This is a genomic window from Paenibacillus nuruki, from assembly GCF_001721045.1.
GTDB lineage: Bacteria > Bacillota > Bacilli > Paenibacillales > Paenibacillaceae > Saccharibacillus > Saccharibacillus nuruki.
On sequence record NZ_MDER01000086.1, the window covers coordinates 171049 to 194029 of the forward strand.

At 41.5% G+C, this 22981-nt stretch carries 20 protein-coding genes; 6 read left to right on the plus strand and 14 right to left on the minus strand.

What is annotated here, in order from left to right:
• Position 1: 1 nt before the first annotated feature.
• From PTI45_RS20890 to PTI45_RS20900, 3 genes are read right to left on the minus strand one after another with little or no spacing between them, the layout of a single operon-like run.
• On the minus strand, positions 2–889 hold the full coding sequence (locus PTI45_RS20890) for a M15 family metallopeptidase (RefSeq protein ID WP_069329518.1): 888 nt from the start codon (positions 887–889) through the stop codon (positions 2–4).
• A 12-nt stretch (positions 890–901) separates the two neighbouring features.
• Positions 902–1771, minus strand: a complete 870-nt coding sequence (locus tag PTI45_RS20895) for a hypothetical protein (RefSeq protein WP_069329519.1) — start codon at positions 1769–1771, stop codon at positions 902–904.
• Entirely contained in the window at positions 1768–4911 is a 3144-nt protein-coding gene (locus tag PTI45_RS20900; RefSeq protein WP_069329520.1) for a DEAD/DEAH box helicase, read from the minus strand. Before PTI45_RS20900 ends, PTI45_RS20895 begins: the two co-directional genes overlap by 4 nt.
• A 214-nt stretch (positions 4912–5125) precedes the next feature.
• Here PTI45_RS20900 and PTI45_RS24280 point away from each other — a divergent pair, with 214 nt between their 5' ends.
• Complete coding sequence (locus tag PTI45_RS24280) at positions 5126–5272, plus strand: hypothetical protein (protein WP_175425239.1); 147 nt, start codon at positions 5126–5128, stop codon at positions 5270–5272.
• A gap of 93 nt (positions 5273–5365) precedes the next feature.
• Here the strand turns inward: PTI45_RS24280 and PTI45_RS20905 are convergent, their stop codons facing one another.
• Both PTI45_RS20905 and PTI45_RS20910 read right to left on the minus strand, forming a co-directional pair.
• A complete protein-coding gene (locus PTI45_RS20905; protein WP_069329521.1) occupies positions 5366–6355 on the minus strand; it encodes a proline dehydrogenase family protein in 990 nt (329 codons plus the stop codon).
• Positions 6356–6501: 146 nt separating this feature from the next.
• A complete protein-coding gene (locus PTI45_RS20910) occupies positions 6502–7314 on the minus strand; it encodes a helix-turn-helix transcriptional regulator (RefSeq protein ID WP_069329522.1) in 813 nt (270 codons plus the stop codon).
• 284 nt (positions 7315–7598) lie between these two features.
• Here PTI45_RS20910 and PTI45_RS20915 point away from each other — a divergent pair, with 284 nt between their 5' ends.
• Positions 7599–8297, plus strand: a complete 699-nt coding sequence (locus PTI45_RS20915) for a copper homeostasis protein CutC (RefSeq protein WP_069329523.1) — start codon at positions 7599–7601, stop codon at positions 8295–8297.
• Here the strand turns inward: PTI45_RS20915 and PTI45_RS20920 are convergent.
• The 5 genes from PTI45_RS20920 to PTI45_RS20940 form a co-directional block, all read right to left on the minus strand.
• A complete protein-coding gene (locus tag PTI45_RS20920; protein ID WP_069329524.1) occupies positions 8280–9203 on the minus strand; it encodes an ROK family protein in 924 nt (307 codons plus the stop codon). The two genes, PTI45_RS20915 and PTI45_RS20920, sit on opposite strands and share 18 nt — an antisense overlap.
• Before the next feature lie 225 nt (positions 9204–9428).
• Positions 9429–11867: a glycoside hydrolase family 31 protein gene (locus PTI45_RS20925; protein WP_069329525.1), complete on the minus strand. Its 2439-nt coding sequence runs from the start codon at positions 11865–11867 to the stop codon at positions 9429–9431.
• 116 nt (positions 11868–11983) lie between these two features.
• A complete protein-coding gene (locus PTI45_RS20930; RefSeq protein WP_069329526.1) occupies positions 11984–13252 on the minus strand; it encodes an ABC transporter substrate-binding protein in 1269 nt (422 codons plus the stop codon).
• Positions 13253–13334: 82 nt separating this feature from the next.
• Positions 13335–14171 carry a carbohydrate ABC transporter permease gene (locus PTI45_RS20935; RefSeq protein WP_069329527.1) on the minus strand — a complete coding sequence of 279 codons (837 nt, stop codon included), beginning with the start codon at positions 14169–14171 and terminating at the stop codon, positions 13335–13337.
• Complete coding sequence (locus tag PTI45_RS20940) at positions 14171–15052, minus strand: carbohydrate ABC transporter permease (protein ID WP_069329528.1); 882 nt, start codon at positions 15050–15052, stop codon at positions 14171–14173. The genes PTI45_RS20935 and PTI45_RS20940 overlap by 1 nt, the downstream gene beginning before the upstream one ends.
• A gap of 309 nt (positions 15053–15361) precedes the next feature.
• Here PTI45_RS20940 and PTI45_RS20945 point away from each other — a divergent pair, with 309 nt between their 5' ends.
• Positions 15362–16120 (plus strand): tryptophan-rich sensory protein, encoded by a 759-nt coding sequence (locus PTI45_RS20945; RefSeq protein ID WP_069329529.1) that lies wholly within the window; start codon positions 15362–15364, stop codon positions 16118–16120.
• Between the two features lie 100 nt (positions 16121–16220).
• On the opposite strand, the gene PTI45_RS20950 is transcribed toward PTI45_RS20945, so the two are convergent.
• The 3 genes from PTI45_RS20950 to PTI45_RS20960 form a co-directional block, all read right to left on the minus strand.
• On the minus strand, positions 16221–16601 hold the full coding sequence (locus tag PTI45_RS20950) for a RidA family protein (protein WP_069329530.1): 381 nt from the start codon (positions 16599–16601) through the stop codon (positions 16221–16223).
• 154 nt (positions 16602–16755) lie between these two features.
• Positions 16756–18012 carry an MFS transporter gene (locus tag PTI45_RS20955; protein ID WP_425415585.1) on the minus strand — a complete coding sequence of 419 codons (1257 nt, stop codon included), beginning with the start codon at positions 18010–18012 and terminating at the stop codon, positions 16756–16758.
• A 246-nt stretch (positions 18013–18258) separates the two neighbouring features.
• Positions 18259–19689 (minus strand): sensor histidine kinase, encoded by a 1431-nt coding sequence (locus PTI45_RS20960; RefSeq protein ID WP_371748116.1) that lies wholly within the window; start codon positions 19687–19689, stop codon positions 18259–18261.
• 157 nt (positions 19690–19846) lie between these two features.
• Here PTI45_RS20960 and PTI45_RS20965 point away from each other — a divergent pair, with 157 nt between their 5' ends.
• The 3 genes from PTI45_RS20965 (at position 19847) to PTI45_RS20975 (ending at position 22098) form a co-directional block, all read left to right on the plus strand.
• Complete coding sequence (locus PTI45_RS20965) at positions 19847–20704, plus strand: carbon-nitrogen hydrolase family protein (protein ID WP_069329533.1); 858 nt, start codon at positions 19847–19849, stop codon at positions 20702–20704.
• Positions 20705–20770: 66 nt separating this feature from the next.
• Entirely contained in the window at positions 20771–21418 is a 648-nt protein-coding gene (locus tag PTI45_RS20970) for a GNAT family N-acetyltransferase (RefSeq protein WP_139129301.1), read from the plus strand.
• An 8-nt stretch (positions 21419–21426) separates the two neighbouring features.
• Positions 21427–22098, plus strand: coding sequence for a GNAT family acetyltransferase (locus PTI45_RS20975; protein ID WP_069329535.1), 672 nt, complete (start codon positions 21427–21429; stop codon positions 22096–22098).
• A 634-nt stretch (positions 22099–22732) separates the two neighbouring features.
• On the opposite strand, the gene PTI45_RS20980 is transcribed toward PTI45_RS20975, so the two are convergent.
• Positions 22733–22960 (minus strand): CsbD family protein, encoded by a 228-nt coding sequence (locus tag PTI45_RS20980; RefSeq protein ID WP_069329536.1) that lies wholly within the window; start codon positions 22958–22960, stop codon positions 22733–22735.
• Positions 22961–22981 lie beyond the last annotated feature (21 nt).

A 22981-nucleotide genomic window follows, 5' to 3' on the forward strand; every position in this document is an offset into this window, starting at 1 on the left:
TTTATTTTTGAATCTGATCTTCATCAAAATATTCTTCAAGCGTAAGATTTTTAGCGGTAACATCTTGTGCTAAATCTTTGCCGATATAACGAATATGCCACGGTTCCCATGTATAACCGGTTAGTGCATCTGCACCTTTTTTGTAACGAATCACGAATCCGTACTCAGCCGCATGTTTGGCTAACCATTTGCCTTCTGCTGTTCCTCCGAAAGACTGCTCCAAGCCATACCCGATACCCGGACCCGATACATCTATGGCTAGTCCTGTCTGATGCTCACTGGTTCCCGGCTTAGCACTCACACGGTCAGTGTATGCTTGTCCTTTGGTCGCTACATTATTATTGTAAATCGTAACCTGACGTTTGTATGAACGGTACCCAGATACCGCTCGTAGATCCAGACCTGCTTTTTTGGAAGCTGCAAATAGTTTTTCTAATGCTCCTGCGGCTTCTTTACGCATATGGCTTTTTTCTAATACGCCGTCATATGAAAAAGCGACTTTCGGTACAACCAAATCAGGCGGAATATATCCGTCAGGCAGCGAACGTTTTTTGTTAACGATGACTGTCATTGATTCAGGATTAGTGATTACCATTTTGCCATTCATCTTTTTGATCGTCGATTGAAGAGAACTATCTTCACGCTGTTGAATCAATGGATCTACAGTGCTGGCTGTATTGCTCGCCGTAGAAGCAGTTCCACTGGTCGAACCTGTTGTCTGCGCAGTCGACGAATCGTTTCCTGCTGTTGTAGCAGCTGTATTGTTGGTCGGAGCTGTCGTTGCCTGTTCTGCACTTGCTCCACAACCTGCTAATAAGACTCCTGATAACAATACACTTGCTGGAATAATCATGTTCCATTGCACACGTAATGGCTTTTTGGTATTCATTATAAATCTCCTTTATTTTGCAAAATGACTCCGCATCATACGTTCTGCCACCTGTTTGCGTACTTCTTGATAACCTATTCCGGCGCCTTGTACCCCTGGTAATAATGCTTGAATATCAGGTATTTGTAATTCTTTATTTTCGACAAATGGAATTATCTTTTTGGCGGTTGCGCCTTCTAATTGCTTATTCCACTTTTTACTCGATTGGTTCAAATACGCTTCAATCTCTGCTAGTCCTTCTCCGGGTTGATGCAGTGTTCCGGCTGTTGCCGCTTCAGCAAGTAAACTGCCTAGATTCGGTTCATCTGAAAAAGGCTGTCCAGCCATCGTACCATCTTCTAGAGCGAATTCACTTTGAGCTTGTTCGGAGACATGTTTGCCCCAGATATGGAAAATATCTTTGGATAACATCTGTGGACTCCAGCCTGCTAATTGCCATGCCAGCAAAGGATTCGCTGACAGACGTTCGATCGACTTTTGGATCACAGCTTGCACTTGCGGACTTTGCAATTCCCACTGACTTTCCACTTGTTGCACAGGTAGATGGGCAGAGGTGGATTGTTCTTTGAGATAAGGTGTATAAAGTAGTAAATCTTCTCCAGTCGAAGACCATTCATGTACATCTTGAAGCACATGTTTGGGCATCAGGTCGACGTCTTTGGTTGTCGCTGAAGGAGATTCCATATTTAACAATAGATACATACTCCATGCCGAAGCACTGAGTGATCCCAACATTTTTTGCTTTTCGTCTTCCGATGGAAGTTCAATATGCAAAGTTACATTTGAATCTTCAGTGGCTTTGGCTGTAGAAGGATAGACCTGAGCCTGAATCTGCCCTGTATGGACTTGCCAGTTGCTTACTGTCCATTCTATATCACTCATTCGTCAGCTCCCCATTCCGCAGATTGAAGAGATACCAATTGCTTCAATTCTTCATCTGACATTTCAGTTAGCCATTGCTCGCCTGTACCGATTACTTGCTCTGCCAGTGTTTTTTTACTTTCAATCAATTCATCAATACGCTCTTCTAGTGTACCCTGACAGATTAACTTATGCACCTGTACATTACGGCGCTGTCCGATTCGGAATACACGGTCTGTCGCCTGGTTCTCTACCGCAGGATTCCACCAACGATCATAGTGAATCACATGATTCGCTCGGGTTAGATTCAGCCCTACGCCACCTGCTTTGAGAGAAAGTACGAATAATGGAGGTCCTTGATCATTTTGAAAAGCATCGATCATTTCGTCACGCAATACTTTGCTGACTCCACCATGTAAAAAGAACGGTTCTTGTCCATAATGCTTACTCAAACGAGCAGTAAGCAGTTCACCCATTTCGACATACTGGGTAAAGACTAACGCAGATTCCCCGCTGTCACGAATCATATCCAGCAGTTCAATCAAGCGCGCCATTTTACCAGAACGTTCTTGTTTGGATGTATCTGGCTTACCGTTACTGGCTACCAGATGAGGATGATCACAAATCTGCTTCAATTTGGTCAATGAAGAGAGCACAATCCCTTTACGTGTAATGCCTCCACTACTGCCCATCCGTCCTAACATTTCAGACACTACGCTTTGATATAGACCGGCTTGTTCGACCGTCATATAACAATACGATTTGAGTTCGATCTTATCCGGTAGATCACGGCGAATATCAGGATCACTTTTCAGACGACGCAACATGAATGGAGCTACTAATTTGCGTAACGTCTGTAAACGACTCTCCATCTCAACACCAGACGCATTATACATCTGACGGAACGATGAAGAAGTGCCCAGATATCCTGGATTCAAGAATTGGAAAATAGACCATAACTCACTCAAGCGATTTTCTACAGGTGTCCCTGTCATTGCAATCCGGTGAGGAGCATTGAGTTTCATTACACTTTGCGCTTGTTTGGTACGGTAATTTTTAATATATTGAGCTTCATCCAAGACAATCGAAGCCCAGTGCACTTCACGTAAATCTTCTCCGTCTCGTCCAGCTAAATGATACGTGGTCAGCACAATATCATGGGAGCGAGCTTCTTGTAGAAATTCTTCTCCACGTGGACGACGACTGCCGTGATGAATATAGAGATTCATTTCAGGTGCAAAACGTTCCAATTCACGTTGCCAGTTCCCGAGTAAAGAGGTCGGGCACACGATAAGACGTGGGCCTGCGGAAGGTTGGTCTAACATACAAGTGATTACCTGTATTGTTTTACCTAGACCCATATCATCAGCAAGACAAGCACCGAATCCTAGATCACGCATAGCCGCAAGCCATTGGAATCCTCGCTCTTGATAAGGACGTAGTGTTCCATGCAGACCTTCAGGTACTTGACGCACAGGAATATCACGCCATGCATTGCCTTCCATCAGACCATTCAACAACGATCCAGTCTCAATTTCAAAAATATGCAGACCATTCCATGAATTTTCATCTTCATCCGCATAGATATGCATCAATTCATTGAACGAAATTTCGCCTTCTTCATGACGGCGAATAAAGCGCAATACCTGACGAATTTCGGTCAGATCGACTTCGATCCAGCCACCATCAAAAGGAATCAAAGGCACGCCGTTTTTAGCGATTTCCGCTAATTCAGCCACAGTTAATGTTTTGCCATCTAGAACAGCTTCCGGTTCAAAGGCAACCATCTGATTCATACCCAGACGGGATGTTTCTTCAGGTCCACGACTGCTATCTTGTGGGGTTTTAAGTTTTAATTTGACTCCGCTACGGCGCTTACCTTCTCTTGTCCAGCGTGAAGGAATCTGTACAGCCACGCCAGATTTGCGCAATCTAGGCACATCTTCTTTGAGAAAAGTATAGACATCCGCAGCTTCCATATATCCACCTTCAGGGCTTGCTACTTCTAGAAAAGAAGCTACAATCGGTGAACGTTCTGCCGCTTGTCCGAGTTGAATTAAAATATGCTGTTGTACATTTTCATACGTACGACCACGTACGACTAACTCTGTATCATCATGCTTCCATAACACACCTACAGGTATCAATATAGCTGCATCGGATTCATCATCTGCCCAGAAAGACATTCGCCATTCTTGAGTGTTCGAGTACATCGCTTGTTCCGCAGGGGTAGCATCTGCTGAAACTGGTGGTTCCAATCGCACCACAAGGCGTAATTCCCCCTTGCGTTCTTCAACACTGTCCATTTCAGGCACAGGTACAGCGGCTCCATTATGTTCACGAATCTGTGCCGCCAGTTCGGCCATATCATCGGCTGTTCCTTGTACTGCTAGATCACCTGTCGCATCAAACATCGAGTTCCACCACAAATGAGCTTGTGGTGAAGTTCCGCGGCGGTAGGCTGCCATATAAGCTCTAAACTTGCCATAACCCGCATCACGGAACATACGCCGAATCTCGGCATCCATCACAGCGACCAAGAACGAATGCAGTACATCTGCACGTGCTTGTGCCGGACGATCCGGTTCTGAAGCAGGGAAAAGCGATAGCGCTGATAATCCGATCATCGGAATAGCATCTGCTAATTTGCCAAACATCTCACGGTCTTCCCCTTGTAAAAGAGGTTTCCATGTTCCATGTAATGTGGCTTGTGCACTGCGGCGACCTGTTCCTGCAATCACTGTGCTATCCGGCAAAATCTTACCTTCTCGCAATAGCTTTTGTGCAAATTGAACAGCTCTATGCCAGTAGCGCATCTCTCCACCCGGTGTAATTCCTTGACGTGCTAACAATGCTCCATCCCAATTTAGTAGCAAATCATAAGCTTGCTCAGGGGATAAAGCGAGTCCTTCCACCATTCTACCTGGCAGGCGTTTGCTTCTTCCTGCGCGACGTGTAGGTACTTCTTTGGCACTTCCACCTGAAGGACCGAACTTCAATTCAGCTAGACGCAATCCAGATTGTGCAAACGGCTTACGACCGATTGGCATCTCTAGACGACGCATGACTTTCATCCAAGCATCGACCTTAGGTTCAGACATTTCACCGGAAAAACAAAAAAATACGTCTCCGATCCATATTCCATATAACGGTTGATCCATCTTTGTCTCCCGTCCATCTCAGTTACGTTTTCATAATAAGTGCTTATCTATACCAGCACGACTAAGTCAAATGAGAAAATGATTTTATCACCAAAATTCTGACAAACAACAATAATCTTTGTCAGAGTAGGTATCTTATCTATTATAAGGGTGGATGCCCAAAAATTCCAGATTTCCTACTAAAAAGACTGAGATTCATTTTAAAAATCTTAAAATGGCAATCGGGAACATGGAATTATCCACTATGAAATCAAGTTCATTCACAAAAGCGGTTATCACTATGGGTGCTTCTGTTGTAGTTAGTCTATCGTTATTCACAGGTTCGCTCGATCTTCCTACAGTACTGGCTGCCCGAAGATAAACCAAAAACATACGGATTACGCTCTCCACAGCGTATCCGTATGTTTCTCTTTTTAGACTTGAAGATATTCGTTTTGGGTACATTTCATCCTCGTTATGTTACATGGTATTGCAGCACAGGCGCTTCCCGCTGACCATCTACGATATCGACGAGTGCTTGAAACAAATTAGGCGGGTACTCTGCAATCCGGTGGCACAGATACAAATACCACTTCTGCCCATAAGTCAGATAAATGCGTACAGGATAACCTTTCTCACGTAGCTTCACGCACAATTCTGGACGAATCCCATACAATAGCTCTAGCTCAACTGAAGCCGCTTCTTTGAATTCATATTGCAGTAAGCGATTGATTAGGGTCTCATCATGCGTGGCAATAGAAATATGACAACCGCGCTGTACAGCTAGCTCGAATAGCTCCTTATACCTTTGATCTAGCTCTGCCGAGCGTGAGAGTGCAATTGTATCTAGCTCCTCAAAGGCTCCTTTAACGATCCTTACACGCGTATCTGTCGCTAGCACATCCAATGCATCGCTTGGTGTCCGATTCAACTGTGCTTGTAATGTGATACCGATCAGCGGATAGATTGCTACTGCTTGGCGATAGACCTCCAAGATCGACTCCGTTTTCGCTGACTCTTCCATGCTAATAAATAGCTCGATCGTATACTTCTGCGATAACTCTCCTAACTCTAGGAGATGACGAAGCGCTAGCTCACGATCTACAAGAAGACCAATATGCGACAGGTCAAACGAGACGCGCCCACTCATTCCCTGCTCACCCATCTCAAGGATTAATCCAGTGAGCTCTTGCTGTGCCTGCTGACAGGCGGCAAGCGATACTGTATTTTCACCGATATATTCCAGCGATACCGCATAATCATAGTCTATTAGCTGATTAGCTACCTCTAACGCCTGTGACCGCTTTTCTCCTGTTACATAACGCGCTGCTGCACGCTGTAGTAGGGTATAGCTAGACGGACTATTCTCTATATATCCTTTAATATCCGGACGACGTGCAATCGCCTTTAGTGCCGCAGATGCTTGTGCAGCCAGTCGCTGCTCATGTTCTATCATTTGATCCATCATTCATCACTCCTCTTCCCTATACACTAACGAAAAGGAAAAGAGAATTATTGTACAAAATTGCTATGTAGCTAATTTTCTATACAAACTTTATACTTTAGGTGCACAAGTCAAACCACAATGAGCTTCACTACATGCACCCGACCCTAGATAACCGAAACTTTATATCTTCGCGGCGTAACTCCAACGACACGGGTAAACATTCGGGTAAAATGGCTCTGATCATAAAATCCGACTTCTGTTGCTACCTCTACAATAGGACGCTGGCGATGTAGCTCTGTTTTGGCATAATTGATACGCAGTAGATTTTGGTAGACGTGTGGTGGTACGTGCTGCCACTGTTTAAACAGTCGAATCAAGTGAAAACGGCTAATAGATGTAACCTGCTCTAGCTCTTCTAGCAGGATCGGACGATGGAAGTTCGCATGTAAATACTCCTGTACAATGCCGACATATTTTCGGTCAGCTAGTGAGGTCATGCTTTGGTGCTCCAGATCGCCGTACTCGCTACCCGTAAGTTGCTGTAACAATCCAATCAATGCTGTTTCAGTTTCAAGTGGGTCATTCCCATTCATTAGTGAGTTCATCGTCTGGTGCATCTGCATGGTACAATCTTGATTTTTTCGTGCGGACAGCAAATAAGGAATATCAATCTGTGCCAATTCCTCCTGCTCCATGCCTTCTAACCATTGAGGATCAATAAAGAGCATATCATAGCTCCATTTCAGTCCTTGCTTCGGATGACAAGCATGTAGCATATGCGGAGGAAAACTAATCATACGACCTGCTTCTACTTCCCAAAGCTTACCATCACACCAAGCATCCGTATGCCCATGATGAATCAAACCGATTGAATATTCCTCATGAAAATGTCGATGATAAGTCAGTTCATCCGCATAGCAACGCTTACCTTCTACAAAGGGAAGCTGGAGATTGCGATAAAAGGATATATCCGCCATGAATTCCTCTCCTTTCATCTGTTCATTTACTTCTAGTATAGAAAAAAGTATGGACACAGGCAATCAAGCCCTGCCGATCTTTACTTGGATATTAATCCATGTTATTCTTCGCTATTGTTGTAGCGCGTCTACGTTGTGATGCGCAGTCCGTAGTGCTAATCGTCTGTAATGTCGACGCGGGGTACATAGATACTGTTACCTAATTCCTGTGGTAGCACATAATCAGATATATCATTGCTGATGATATGCTGTCTATAAATAGGAGTACAGAAAGAGAGGTTGTTATGCGAAAAATACTGGAAGTCATTGCAACAACGCCAGCAGATGCTATCATTGCAGATCAAGCAGGTGCAGATCGAATCGAATGGATAGCGGCTCAACAAGAAGGAGGGCTTACACCCAGCCTCGACGTTATCGAACAAATGACCGAATCGGTCTCTATTCCTGTCAATATGATGGTGCGTCCGCATAGTCATCATTTTGTATATGATGATGCTGATCTAATGCGTATGGTACAAGATATCCGTCATATCTCTCGTACAGATGTAGCAACGATAGTCACTGGTGTACTAACTGCGGATAGGGAGATTGATATTATTGCATTAGAGCGACTACTGGATGCGGCAGATGGTAAGCCTTTTACGTTCCATCGTGCTTTTGACGAATTAGATGATCTAGAGAGAGGGCTGGAGATATTGTCACGCTATCCTCAGATTACGCATATTTTAACTTCAGGGGGGCAACCTTCGGTGATACAAGCTACTATGCAAATGATTACTCTGAATCGCTTAGCTAGACAAACTCATATTCAATTGATTGCTGGAGCAGGGTTAACTTTGCAGAATCTGGCTCCCTTTATCAAAGAGACATGTATTCAAGAAGTTCATTTGGGTAGCGCTATGCGTATCAATAGCGATATTCAGCTTGCTCTTGATCCTACTCGAATCGCCGAAGCACAGCGTATTTTACAATTGAGCATTTAACATAGCAATTCGAGCAGCTCCTACCATGCCTGCATGATTACCTAATTGTGCAGGCATTAATAATACTGGTCTACCGCCCAATTCTTGAATACGTTGAAGAAGTAATTCCCACCACGTTCCACGTGTAACAATTACACCGCCACCGATCACAATCGCCTGTGGATCGAAGATTTGATCCATATTAATAATCGTATTTGCCAGATCATTGATCCATCCGTCCAATATAAATAATGCTTCTGCTGTGCCTTGCTTGGCTTCTCTCATCAAAGTATATGCATTCCAACCGGGTACATACTCATCTGCACGACGATGTAGTGCTGTGCCTGAAATATATTGTTCAACACATCCTTTTTTACCACAATTACAAGGTAAGCCTCCAGGGTGTAGAATCATATGCCCTAATTCACCAGCTCCTCCGTATTGACCGGAGATCACTTCGCCATAGTGAACAAGCGCACCACCTACTCCTGTTCCGATCGTTAGCATGATAGAAGATTGTACCTGAGAAGATGCACCAATCCAGTCTTCTCCTGCGGCGGCAGCATGAGCATCATTGACAATCCATGATGGTAGTCCTGTTGAAGCGGTAACCAATTCAGCCAGTCGCATCCCTTTCCATCCCGGCAAATTATCAGTCGCATCAATTACGATCCCACTTTCACGATCGATTCGACCTGCGGAACCGATACCGATACCATGAACCGAGATAAAGCGTTGTTTCACACTATCATAGACAATACTTTTGAGTTCATTGGCGATATATAAGACTCGTCCTAATATAAATTCAGCACCTTGTTCTGCTTGGGTAGGCAACTCCATACGTTCAATCATCTGTCCCTGCTCATTTACCAAAGCACCTTTAATGCCAGTGCCTCCTATATCTATTCCGATCCAGCATGATTGCATGTATTCATCTCCAATATCATTAGATTTCTATGTAATATAATCATCTAAGACAGTTCACATCTATTTTATAATTTATCAATCTAGTCTAAAAGCTCATTTGGGTAGTTATCATCATTATCGTCTTTTTATTTAAAATCATAAGTAAAAATGAAGATATCTACTTATATCATAACATGGTAAAAGGTCATCTCCTTCACCAATCTCTGTGAAAGAAATGACCTTTTTTTAGACTTTTAGAATCCATTCATTTTGTTCGGTATCCAATACTTGAATTAAAATATCGCCACTTTGTTCATCCATACTCCAGCCTGTTTTCCCTTCAGCCAGATCATCCAATGTGATTGACTCTAGCCCTACAATTTCGGATGGCGTAAATTCAGGTTGACGTAATGTAAAGCGCAATTGATCACGTACAGCTACATATTCTCTATGAGCATAGCGCATCGACAACCGTAATCCATCGGTCTCCCCTTGTACACGAATATCCAGCTTCGAGTGCTTGCCATTTTCATAAGCAAATGTTTCTCCATCATCTTCATATAGACTGTATGCCGCGGTAAATGAATCATCTGCAATCGCACCATAAATATGGAATGTAATCGAATCGTCAGCTTGATCACCGGTATATTGACGTAAAGATCCTTCAACTACAATCGAACTTGCACGGATAAACATCGGTAATACATCCAGCGGAGCATCAACTAATATATGCTTGCCTCCTTGATGACGTTCACCTGTCCAGTAATCATGCCATATGCCTTCTGGTAAATACACTGCACGACAGTACGTATCCGGTCGGTAGATCGGTGCAATTAATACATCGGCACCTACAAGAAATTGATCACATAGATTCGTCACTTGTGGATCGCGTGGATATTCTAGAATCAATGGACGAATAATTGGCATTCCTGTCTGAGACGCTTCATGAAATAGATTGTACAGATGGGGTAACCAGCGATAACGTAGCCCGATATATTCACGCAAAACACCTTCAATCTGCTCACCAAACGACCACGGTTCCTGACGTGTTGTGCCCAGAGAAGAGTGATTCCGACAATACGGGAAAAAGGCTCCCATCTGCGTCCATCTTACCAATAACTGTGCAGACGTATGATGTGCGAATCCGCCAATATCAGGCCCTGCAAAAGGTAATCCGGATAGACCCATATTAAGTACCATTGGAATCGCCATCGCCATATGCTCCCAGAAGCTACGATTATCCCCTGTCCAGATAGCCGCATACCGCTGAATACCTGAATAGCCTGCACGGGTCAAAATAAACGGACGACGACCATTCATATGATCTTTCATACCTTCATATGTCGCTTTGGACATTAATAATCCGTACAAATTATGCAATTCTTCATGTGTCATTGGCTTGCCATTATTTTTGTGAATCACATCCAAGTCCATCGTTTTCAATGTATTAAAAACAGCCGGTTCATTCATATCATTCCAGATGCCTTCTATTCCGAGTGAGGTATAATATTCATGCAATTGACCCCACCACTCCGCTGTTCGATTATCTGTGAAATCAGGAAAAGCGCTGGTACCCGGCCATACATCTCCGAAATAGATATCTCCTTCTAAGTAACGGCAGAAATGATCTTCTTGCACCCCTTCACGATATACGGGATATTTAGGATCTTTTTTCACGCCGGGATCGACGATTGGTACGATACGAATCCCCATGTCCTTCAGTTCAGAGATCATACCTTTCGGATCAGGAAAGCGAATTTTATCAAACGTAAATACCCGATACCCTTCCATATAATGAATATCTAGATAGATCACATCACACGGAATATCTTTCTCACGGAAATCACGTGCTAACTGCATCACTTCACTCTGGTTCATATAACTATAACGGGATTGATGATAACCAAGCGCCCATTTGGGTGGTAAAGAGATACGTCCGGTCATAGCAGTATACCGACGAATTACATCTTTCAATTCCGGTCCATAGATAAAGTAAATATCGTATTCACCTGTAGAACATCCAATCGTATAGGCTACACCATGTGAACGCATATCAAAGTCTGAACGTCCCGGGTTATCCAAGAAAATGCCATATGTGGTCTCGCCTTGCATATGCAGCAATAATGGAATCGATTCATACAACGCTTCGATCTCTGGCATATGTGGAGCATACACATCCGTATTCCACATCGTATACCGTTCTCCACGTTTATCAAGAAAGCTCGACTTTTCCCCTAAGCCATAAAAGTGCGAGCCTTCTTGCATATTGAACAATCCATTTGTTGCTCCACGCGGACTCCAACTGACTGTTTCTTGACGGGCAATCTCTTGACCATTCTTGTCTAACACCGTTAGTGCAAACGTTTGCCTATTGAGCAAAACTTGAATAACCGATGTTGTAAAAACAAGGTTTTCTTCATTTTCTTCAACTTCTGGTTGAGATGTTTCTGTGCGAGGTAATATGGCTATCGTTGTCGATAGATCAGGATATTCTCCTTGAAATACTTTGAAGCGAAATTCGCCATCTGATAAAAAAATAAGCGCCGCATGACTGCGTTCTCCGTAACAAAGGTAAACTCCATTATGTTCTTGCCAGCGAATCATATGTCCAAATGAGTTCCATGTTTCTTGCACGACAGGTAATCCTGCTTTGTCCGGGTGTATCGCTTCGCTAGTATCTTCCATTCTACTTTTCCCCTCCACTTTGGCTTTTGGTGGGACATGATATACCTTGATCATAGATCAGGCTTACGCCTGCTACTCGCTTAGCCTGATCTACGACAAGACCTATTCATGTCAGACTATCTTAATTGTAAATTAACCCATTCTGCTTGCATTTGTTCCAGCATCTCATCTCTAGTCAACTCGCCAGCGATGTATGCTTGAATCGTACTGCCGTAATCTTTGGTTAATCCTGTTGCAAATCGTGGGAATACCCATTGGAGCGTTTTGCCTGCTTCATTGTATTTTACAATATCTGAACCGATAGGACCTAGCTGTTTATCGGTGGTAGGAATACTTTTGAAAGCAGGTATAAATTTAAATTCGTCAGTGATATAGTGTTTTCCTGTATCTGAAGTCACTAACCAATTTAAAAATTCTTTTGCTTCTGCTTTAACCGGTGAATTTTTGTTCACAATCCAGTTGTTAGGCACGCTGACAAATAGACGATCATTTTCTTGCTTATCATTATTAATCGGGATAGGCATAAGTCCAATATTCATATTCGGCTTAATCCCGTCAATCTGTACCTGTGTCCAGTTCCCTTGTTGCATCATTGCGGCTTTACCATTGGCGAACAACGTCACCTGTGTATTGTAATCCGTCGTTAACGGATTATTATTTCCGTATTTCACCATCAGATCAACCAGATTCAACCAGTCTGTAAATTTCTCGTTTCCTGGAATCTGTGCTGTACCTGCATCCAATTGTTGTAGAAATTGTACAGGATCACTTTGATGTGCAAACGGAATATTGGAATTATGATTCCCTAACACCCACCATTCTTGGAATGCATTTGAGAATGGAATATAACCGGCAGCTTTCAGCTTTTCACAGACGGCTTGTAATTCTTCTAATGTGGTAGGTAATTCTTTAATCCCTACTTTATCAAAAATATCTTTGTTATAAATAAATCCATATCCTTCTAAACCGATCGGTTGTCCATAGATATGCCCGTCACGACTAATAGATTCTTTCGCTCCATCGACCAGATCGCTCACCCACGGCTGATCTGACAAATCTTCCATGTATTCAAACCACAGATTCATTTCTTCATATCCACCGTTACTGAAAATATCAGGTTCATCCCCTGAAGCAAATTTGGCTTTAAGCGAAGCCGCATAATCACTACCGCCACCGACAGACTGAATATCCAACTTCACGCCAGGATGCGTTTTTTCATACTCTACTTTTAATTTGGCAAGTGCATCAGAGATTTCTACTTTATATTGATAAATATGAATCGTTTTGGTTCCACCTGCATCTTCTGTATTCTGATTGCCACAACCGGATAATACTGTCGCTAATCCGAATAGCAAAGTCAGTGGTAGTAAAAGTATTTTTTTCATACTTCGATCCTCCTGTTTTGCTGATTTAGATTTTTTCTCTATTTCATTTTGAATATTAATTGTAGTTCAGAGAATCTTCCTATTAACCTTTAACTGATCCTGAAGTGATACCTTCGATAATATAACGCTGCATAAACAGGAAGAAAATAATAATAGGCGTAATACCAAGTACCAACGCAGGTAATGCCATATCCCACTGCTTCGTGTATTGACCGAAGAAGCTATACGTTGCGATAGGAATGGTGCGTAATTCTGGACTCGATAAGATTAGAGAAGGCAAAAGATAATCGTTCCAGATCCATAATGTGTTCAGAATAATAACTGTTACAAACATCGGCTGCATTAATGGACACACAATACGGAAAAACACACCATAACGTGAAGAACCATCTACACGCGCCGCTTGTTCAATTTCAAGAGGAACCGTTTTGACGAATCCGTGGAAAAGAAACACAGATAACGGTGCTCCAAATCCAAGATAACTTACGATCAATCCGTACATGCTATTATTCAAACGATATTTACTTGCCATTTCCATTAGTGGCAACATGATCGATTGAAAAGGAATAACCATCGCAGCAACAAATACGAAAAACAGAATGCGATTAAACAAAGAAGGCTGACGTACCATCTGATAAGCCGCCATTGAACTGATTAAGACGAGCAATAGATTACTAACGATCGTAACGATCAATGAATTTTTAAGTGCTGTAGGAAAATCAATAGCTGTCCATGCTTTGGCATAATTGCTCCATAAATAAGCTTGCGGCAAGCCTGCTGAATTGGACAAAATGTCTGCAAATGACTTAACAGAGTTGACCAATAGAAAATAAAACGGAATCAGGAAGATTAAGCCGACAATCACAACAATAATTTCGAGAATCAGTGTACGGACACCGTATCGTTTTTGAATATCCATTACAGTTCAACCTCCCTGCTTTTCGTCAGACGTACCTGCACACTGGTAATCAGTGCAACAATCACGAAGAAAATAACAGCTTTTGCTGTACCTAAGCCTAGACGATTATTGGTAAAGGCTTCATTATAAATATCCAATGCTACCGATTCAGTCGCTTTGAATGGTCCACCATTGGTTAACGCTAAGTTGAGATCGAACATTTTGAATGCCCATGAGATCGCTAAGAACAAGCAGATCGTAATCGCAGGCATAATTAATGGGAAAATAATATGACGCACTACTTGCCAGCGTGTCGCTCCATCAATCTCAGCCGATTCCAAAACATCTTTGGGTACATTGTTTAACGACGATATGTAAATAACCATCAAGTAACCTGCGGTCTGCCAGACAAACACAATCACGATTCCCCAGAATGAAGTAGCGCGATCACCTAACCATGGAAGATTGAATAACGATAATCCAGTAGCTTCACCGACAGCAGCAAATCCTTTGATAAAAATAAACTGCCAGATGAATCCAAGTAATAATCCACCGATCATATTCGGCATAAAGAAAATCGTACGCATCAGATTACGTGTAAATAAAGGCTTAGTCAAAATATACGCTAAAGCAAAGCCTATAACATTGGTAATAATGATGCCTACTACTGTAAAGCGAACAGTAAACCAAAACGCATTTCGGAAATCAGGATCTTTGGTAACGATATGTGTGTAATTGCTAAATCCAACCCAGTTGATTGTTTTCGAAATCCCATTCCAATCTGTAAATGAGTAGTACAGTCCCAAAATAAAGGGGATAATCACAATCAATGCAAAAAACAAGGTTGCAGGTCCTACAAAAACAATCTGTTGAATCCATTGTGACGCTTTTTTACCGACCATATTCAATGTCCTCCTTCAAGTCCCTTTTATCAGCTGAAACAATCAACATATTGTTATATACCCAAGGTTTGTCAAATTGATGACTGTTTTAGGAATATTCATTTCAAATTATGAGAGCGTATTCATTTTTTTGAATCCAATACATGCATATATGAGTATATCCATATGATTACTTTCATCACTTCTGCTAATAGGTGGTAAATAACTCATCCTGTGTAATTACAGCTTCAAATGGGTATATAGTTAAAGCATTCTGTTTATTGAATGTTAGCTTTACATATAAACTCAAAAAATAAGGAGGGGCTCCTATTGTCCAAACTCAATACGTACAAATGGCTTAATGCAGTAGCTATCGCAGCTGTATTGGTTATGAATTATCTAGCAGCGACATTACCGTTATTTGGTAGAGGTACAGGTGAAATTTCAGACATGTTCGAAATTCTATTAACACCTGCTAGTTATGCATTTTCCATATGGTCTGTAATCTATCTGCTATTAGTCGGCTTTGTAATTTATCAATTCCGCAATTCTTCTGAAAGTAACGAAGGAATCGAAGCAGTCGGAATGTGGTTAGTCATCAATTCATTATGTAATATCATCTGGTTATTCTTCTGGCACTCTTTATTAACTGAGATTGCAACAGTGATTATTATTTTGTTATTATTAACCACCATTGTGTTGTATGTACGCACAAGAAGAATCGTTCGTCCTTCTGTAGCGCAGATTATTCTCGTCAAATTACCTTTCAGTATTTATATGGGTTGGGTATCCGTAGCTACTATTTTGAATATAGGGATCGTCTTACACAAAAATGATTGGTCTGGTTTTGGACTATCACCGACTGTCTGGTCAGTCATTGGACTAATCGTAGGTGCATTGATTGCTCTTGTGATTGGATATCGCTATCGTGATAGTATTTATCCGCTTGTCTTTGTATGGGCGTATAGTGCGATTGCATTCAAACATCAAGACTCCCATGCCACATGGTTAACGGCTATTATTTTAGCAGTTGTGCTGTTTATCTATGCGATCCTTATCTTCTTTGTTCGTAATCGTACAAGGGATTAAGAATGTAATAGATATGTAGTGCGATTGTGTTGCATGATCTTTAATTTGATCAAAAAAAGGCGTTCTCTTTTATAGAGAACGCCTTTTTTAGTTCATCTAATTATTTTTTCAAAGCGATAACTTCGATCTCAACCAAAGCGTCTTTCGGTAGACGAGCTACCTGTACAGCACTACGTGCCGGATATGGTTCTTTGAAAAATTGACCATAAATCTCATTCATTGCTGCGAAATCATTCATATCTTGCAAAAATACAGTCGTTTTGACCACTTGATCTAGACTGCTACCTGCGGCATCTAGAACAGCAGTGACATTTTCAAGAGCTACACGTGCTTGCTCTTGTACACCTTCTGCTAATTCTCCGCTGACAGGATCAAGACCCAATTGACCGGACGCGAAAATAAAAAGCCCTGTATCAATCGCTTGGGAATAAGGTCCAAGTGCTCTAGGAGCACGATCGGTAGAAATCGGTTGTTTGCTCATTGATCATAACCTCTTTTCATCAAAATAGTGTAATCGAATGTATACTCATAGTTTGCAGTATGCCTGAACTCATTTTAAGCGTGTACACTGGAGTTTGGCAATTTTTATCTGTTCAATCATGATGATCCTCTGTATGTTGAGTCACTCGTCGAATTTAAAAGGAATGAGGATTGGGATTTTTCAATACTTTACGTCCTACTGTCAGGGCTAGTAATAACAATAGAATACCTACCGCTGTCTGAAATCCAAATACCTGCACCCATCTAGGCAAAGGCTCAATCCATTCAAAAATCTTACCACCTACCAGTGGCCCGATAAAAGAAGTCAGTCCTGTAATGGCAGAATAGACAGCGATAAACATCGGACGATCATTTTTCGGCGTATCTCCAATAATAAAGTTAAAAGATAATTGGTTGAATCCACCCACTCCTACGCCTAGCAACATATGAATAATTAATAATGCCAGCACCGTCGGAATAATCGCATTTAGACTCCAAGCGATACAAGAAGCCGCAATAAATGGCAATGTCCAATACAGCAATGTTTTGTTGCTAAAGCGTGCATTCATATTGCCCCAGAAATAAAAGCTGATCATCATAAATATGGTCTGCACTACTGTCATCGTCGATGTAATCGAGTAACTCACATGCAGTACTTCTAACATCACATACGAGTATAACGGAACGACCAGTGTCTGCAACAATAACCAGCACGCTAGAAACCATGTTGCTTTCATAAATAGACCATCATATAACGGCTTACGCAACATGGGTACGAACTTGGTCTCTGCTGAACGCTCGAAAGGTGCATCTGGATAGAATAAAAAGATCACCACATTCATAACAACACAGATCCAGACAATAATATATAAAATCAGAAAACCTTGCCCGCCAGGATACTTATCCAGTAGAAATCCTCCGACAAATAACGTGATACTACCGAGCGCATTCAATATTGTATTGCGAATCCCAAAATATCTACCTCGTAATCGTCCGGGCACAATATCCCCGATCAACGAAGCCCATACGACACCAATTACGGCATTCGCTACAAAGGCTGAAATATACAACATAATAAAAGCAGGAACCCAGAGTTCTTTGGCAAAAATAAACGGTACAAGCCCTGTGGCTCCCCATAATACGCGGTGCAGAAATACAGATAAAATCAATACCCATTTCCGCTTATGTAATCGTTGGATAAGAAAAGCAACAATCACCTGTCCGACATTGACCAGTGTGGTTAATGCAATCACAAATCCAATCTCTCCTGCTGTCGCACCAAGATACAGTAAAAAACCGGTTAAAAAAGGTCCTCCTAATAACGTTGCAAATATCGTGGCTGGAATGCCTTCTGCTGTAGCGATTCGTAAATGATTACGATACATCGAATATCGTCGCTTCTGCACATTCAAACGGTTAAGTCCAAGAGCACGTCTTCGTTTGATAAGTATCCTCTCCTTCGTAAATGACAAAAGTAACCTTGACTACGAAAACTTTAGAGTTAGGTTTGTTTACCCTTCCTGAAGATAACCAAACGTTGATTATACTCTTGTTTAGACATGTATCCGTTATCATTTCAGCAATCATGCAACAAACAAATTGATAAATAAATTGAATTTATTTGTTCAATTTGCTTATGCCGATGATAAATGATCGATTTACAGCGTGGGAGATGAAGGCTCATCACGATCCATATGTAACAACGGAAGATAGAGGGCAAACGTGCTCCCTTCATTTTCTGTACTATCCATATGCAGATAACCACCTAACATATTCGCTAGATCACGACTGATCGATAATCCTAGACCTGTACCTCCATAACGACGAGTGATCGAACTATCTGCTTGTTCAAAAGCTTCAAAAATCAATTGATGCTGAGACGGAGGAATCCCAATACCTGTATCTTGTACTGAAAATACAATCCATTCGCTATGATCTTCTGCACAGCGATACAGATAAAGATGCAACGTGACGCTACCTTTTTGTGTAAATTTAAAAGCATTGGCAAGCAAATTACGCAAAATCTGTTGGATACGCTGAGCATCTGATGCCATAGTCGGTGGAATATCATCTTCTTGTTCTGTATAGAAAGCAATCCCTTTTTTACGAGCCATAATCTCAAAATGCATCCGTAATCCTTCCAGCAGTTCACGTAGATTCACTTCTTCATACGTAATATCCAGTTTGCCCGCTTCTACTTTGGACAAATCGAGTACATCATTAATCAATTCGAGAAGATCCAGACCCGATCGATAGATCATTTCACTATAAAGAACCGTTTCTTCTACTGTCCGTTGATCTTCTTTGTCTGCCATCATCTGCGCTAAATTGATAATACTATTAAGCGGAGTGCGCAATTCATGAGACATATTAGCCAAAAATTCAGACTTGTATTGAGAGACCAATAACAATTGCTTGGCTCGTTCTTCTAACACAAATTGAGTCTGTTGCAGTTCTTCGGTCTGTTGATACAATAACTCATTGGCTCGTTCAAGTTGCAACATACGTTGTTGTTCCATATGAAAGTCACGCAAAATCAATACAAATACGCCACTCATTAAAATAGACATCGGCAAAGTAAACGGCATGATCTCGAATACATAGACACGTGTCGGTACAACACCTAATACAGCAATATCAAATGCATTAACCATATTCACGACCAGCACAGTGACAATCCCTTTGATAGACAACTTCACCGCACTATTACGCATCCAAATATTCAGAACAGCACAGACTGCTCCCAAAATGGTCAAATTCAACACACCTACAAAAGCTGCTGTATCAATACTGAAGGTTAATCGAGTTAATCCTATCCCAATACCTACCAACATAATAACAATCGGACGTGAATAGACAGCTGCTGCTACGATTAAAGGCAAAAACCGTAGATCAAAAATAACGTTTTCACTTAACCGAAATCCAAAAAAGCAACTTGCCCAACCCGCAAAAATCAATAAAAAGATTGAACTAATATACTTAATACGGGCTGAAAAGCGTATAAGGGCATATTTATAAATAATATTTGCCACATATGCAATGGTGACCATCATACCCGCATTCATCAGGAAATTCTTTATGAACCCCACATGATCACCTCTAATTTTAATGTAAAATAAAGTAAATTTATTATAGTATATTCCAATTAAATTTGCAGTATATACCACATCTTTTTTGCTTTTTGGTAACGTTTATAAATTCTGTTATGATGTCTGTATATGAACTTCAAGGAGGTTTGAATTGGTTATGAAATTTCGCGTATCGGCGGTACAATATCGCCTTCAAACGATAGCGTCTTTCGAAGACTTTGCAGCTCAAGTTACTCATTATGTGAAGACGGCTCAAGAATTTGAAGTCGATTTTATTCTGTTTCCCGAATTTTTCACCACTCAATTGTTATCCATAGGTGATGTGCACGGCAAAGCTTTAGGTATCGAGAAATTGCCCGAGTTTACCGACTCTTATATACATTTGTTTCAACAATTAGCTCAAGAAACAGGAATGCATATTATCGGTGGTACCCATGTGATCGAAAAAGAAGGAAAATTATATAACACTGCTCATTTATTTTATCCAGATGGACGGGTAGCTGTACAGCCCAAACTTCATATTACACCAACAGAAGTGACCGAATGGAATATGTCACCCGGTGAAGGCTTAACCGTATTTGAGACCGATAAAGGTACAATTGCTTTATTAACTTGTTACGATATTGAATTTCCTGAAATTGTACGTATGGCAAAAGCTAAAGGTGCAGATGTCATCTTCTGTCCATCCTGTACTGATGATCGTCATGGATTCCATCGTGTTCGCTATACCAGTCATGCTCGTGCTGTCGAGAATCAAATCTATGTAGTCACTACAGGAACAGTCGGTTCTTTACCAACGGTAGACTTTATGCGTGGTAACTTTGGACAAGCGGCTGTTATTACGCCTAACGATGTTCCTTTTCCACCACGAGGTATTCTAGTCGAAGGCGAGATTAATGATGATATGATCGTGACTGCCGATCTGGATCTAGAACTATTATATCAAGTCCGTGAAAAAGGTTCTGTTACCACATGGCGTGATCGCCGTACCGATCTCTACACCGATTGGTCTTAAGTCATGAGCACTTTCGAAAGTACTCTTCCATCATATTATAAATCTTGTTATGTATTCCATAACCAAATGCCATATCCTGCTATTGTGCGTTCTTATACCGAAAAAGATTTTGCAGACTTGATCGAAATTCAACGTGCGGCGTTCCCTCCACCCTATCCTTCGGAGTTGTGGTGGAATGCCGAGCAACTGCATGAACATATTTCTCACTTTCCGCAAGGAGCTCTTTGTATCGAAATCGATGGTGTGCTAGCAGGTTCGATGACTTCATTATTGATTCATTTCGATCCTGCACATCCTCAGCATACATGGGAAGAAGTCACAGATAACGGGTATATTCGCAATCATCAACCGTCAGGAGATACACTGTATGTCGCTGATCTATGTGTACATCCTCATTATCGGCAATGGGGCTTGGGTAAATTAATGATGCAGTCGATGTATGAAGTGGTCACAGCGATGGGATTGACCCGATTGCTTGGTGCAGGTCGTATGCCCGGTTACCACAAAGTCGCTCAAGACTACACGCCACAACAATATGTCGAAGCGATTACACAGGGTACACAATACGATCCGGTGATTTCTTTTCTACTGCGATGCGGACGAACACCACTGACGATTATTGAAAATTATTTAGATGATGAAGAATCACTCCATTATGCTGTTCTGATGGAATGGCAAAATCCGCTTCTTATTAAACGTAACTTGAAAGGATGACCTTATCAATGGAATTTGTACGTATCAATCATATCGAAGATCCGTTATTTGCAGATATGCACGGCTTAATGGGACGAATTTTCCCCGCAGAGGAAGTACTATCATTTGACCTGTGGAAAGAACCGTTAGAAGATCCGGGTATCCGCGTGTTTGTAGCTGTACATGAAGGCAAAGTCGTAGGTGCAACAGAATATCGTTATTACGAAGATGATAATGTAGCAATGACTGACTTTACAATTATCGGTGAACCCGGACTTGGGATCGGCGCTTTTCTAGCCCAACAACGCCAGCTCGATCTACAACAAGTCGCTAGTAAAGCAGGCAAAGAACTATTCGGTATGTTCGCTGAAATCTACGATCCCTATCGTATCGAACATCATGAGTTTGGTGGCATCAAACCCATGGACCCATTTGTACGCCGCGAAGTTCTGTCTCATCTAGGCTATCGCAAATTAGACTTCCCTTATATTCACCCTTCATGGAACAATGACGGTGAAGCCGTATCCGAACTCGATTTCTGCTTTTTAGCCTACGATCCTGCAACTCAATCTCTACCCGGATCACTGATTGAAAAGTTCCTACGTCGTTACTACGCCGTCCTAGCTCAAAAACCAGAAGCATGGGAACAAATGGTCACCCAAGTCGGCCAACGCTCCCAAGTCTCTCTACTCCCACTCTAAAATAAAAAAAATCATACCAAAAAGCTGATGCCAGCGAGAAACACTTCCCTAGCATCAGCCTTTTTACATCCCCATTTATAATCATATGTATTTGATATATTCAATATATTTAAAATCCACACATTTTTTTCAATAAACTGTAAACTATTCCATCATTTCACCCGTATATAAATATATAAAACAAACAAATTTCTTTAACACCAAAATCTTAAAATCCCTATAAACCAATCATACTCTCTTAACTTTCTTTCTCTACCCTGCCCACACCCGCGGCGGAGCCGCAAGAAAAATCATTATTCCATGCCTGAGCACGTAGTAAGCGGAGAAAAGGGGAATCTTCTGAAAGTCGCCTTTGAACGGTGATCCCTACCGCATAGCAGTTATTCAAGTGATCATTGTTCACCAGCGACGCCAAGAAGATCCCCTTCTCGCAGCGCCTCTCCACGAGTCCAAGCATCCCATTATTTTTCGCATTACAAATGAATAAGGCGATTGTGATATCCCCGATTAAGGATATTACAATCGCCCTTTATGTTATGTGCCATCTATGTCGTTGTTAGTCACATGCAAGACTAATTTTACGATACTTTGACCATTCTGGCAAGTCTAAATTTAAACTCTATTTCAATATATCTTATAACAACGTGTTATTTGCACTATTTTCATAGTGACGCTTACTCCACGTATTGTACTCTTCTTCTGCTGCTTCTTTGCTATGTCCATAACGCTCTTGCAGTTTTCCGATAAACTTCTCTTTCTCGCCGTTGATCACATCAAGATCATCATCAGTTAGTTTACCCCACTGCTTTTTCGCTTCACCTTTAAATTGCGTCCATTTACCTTTGATAATATCATCATTCATTGTTATTCGCTCCTTTATCAT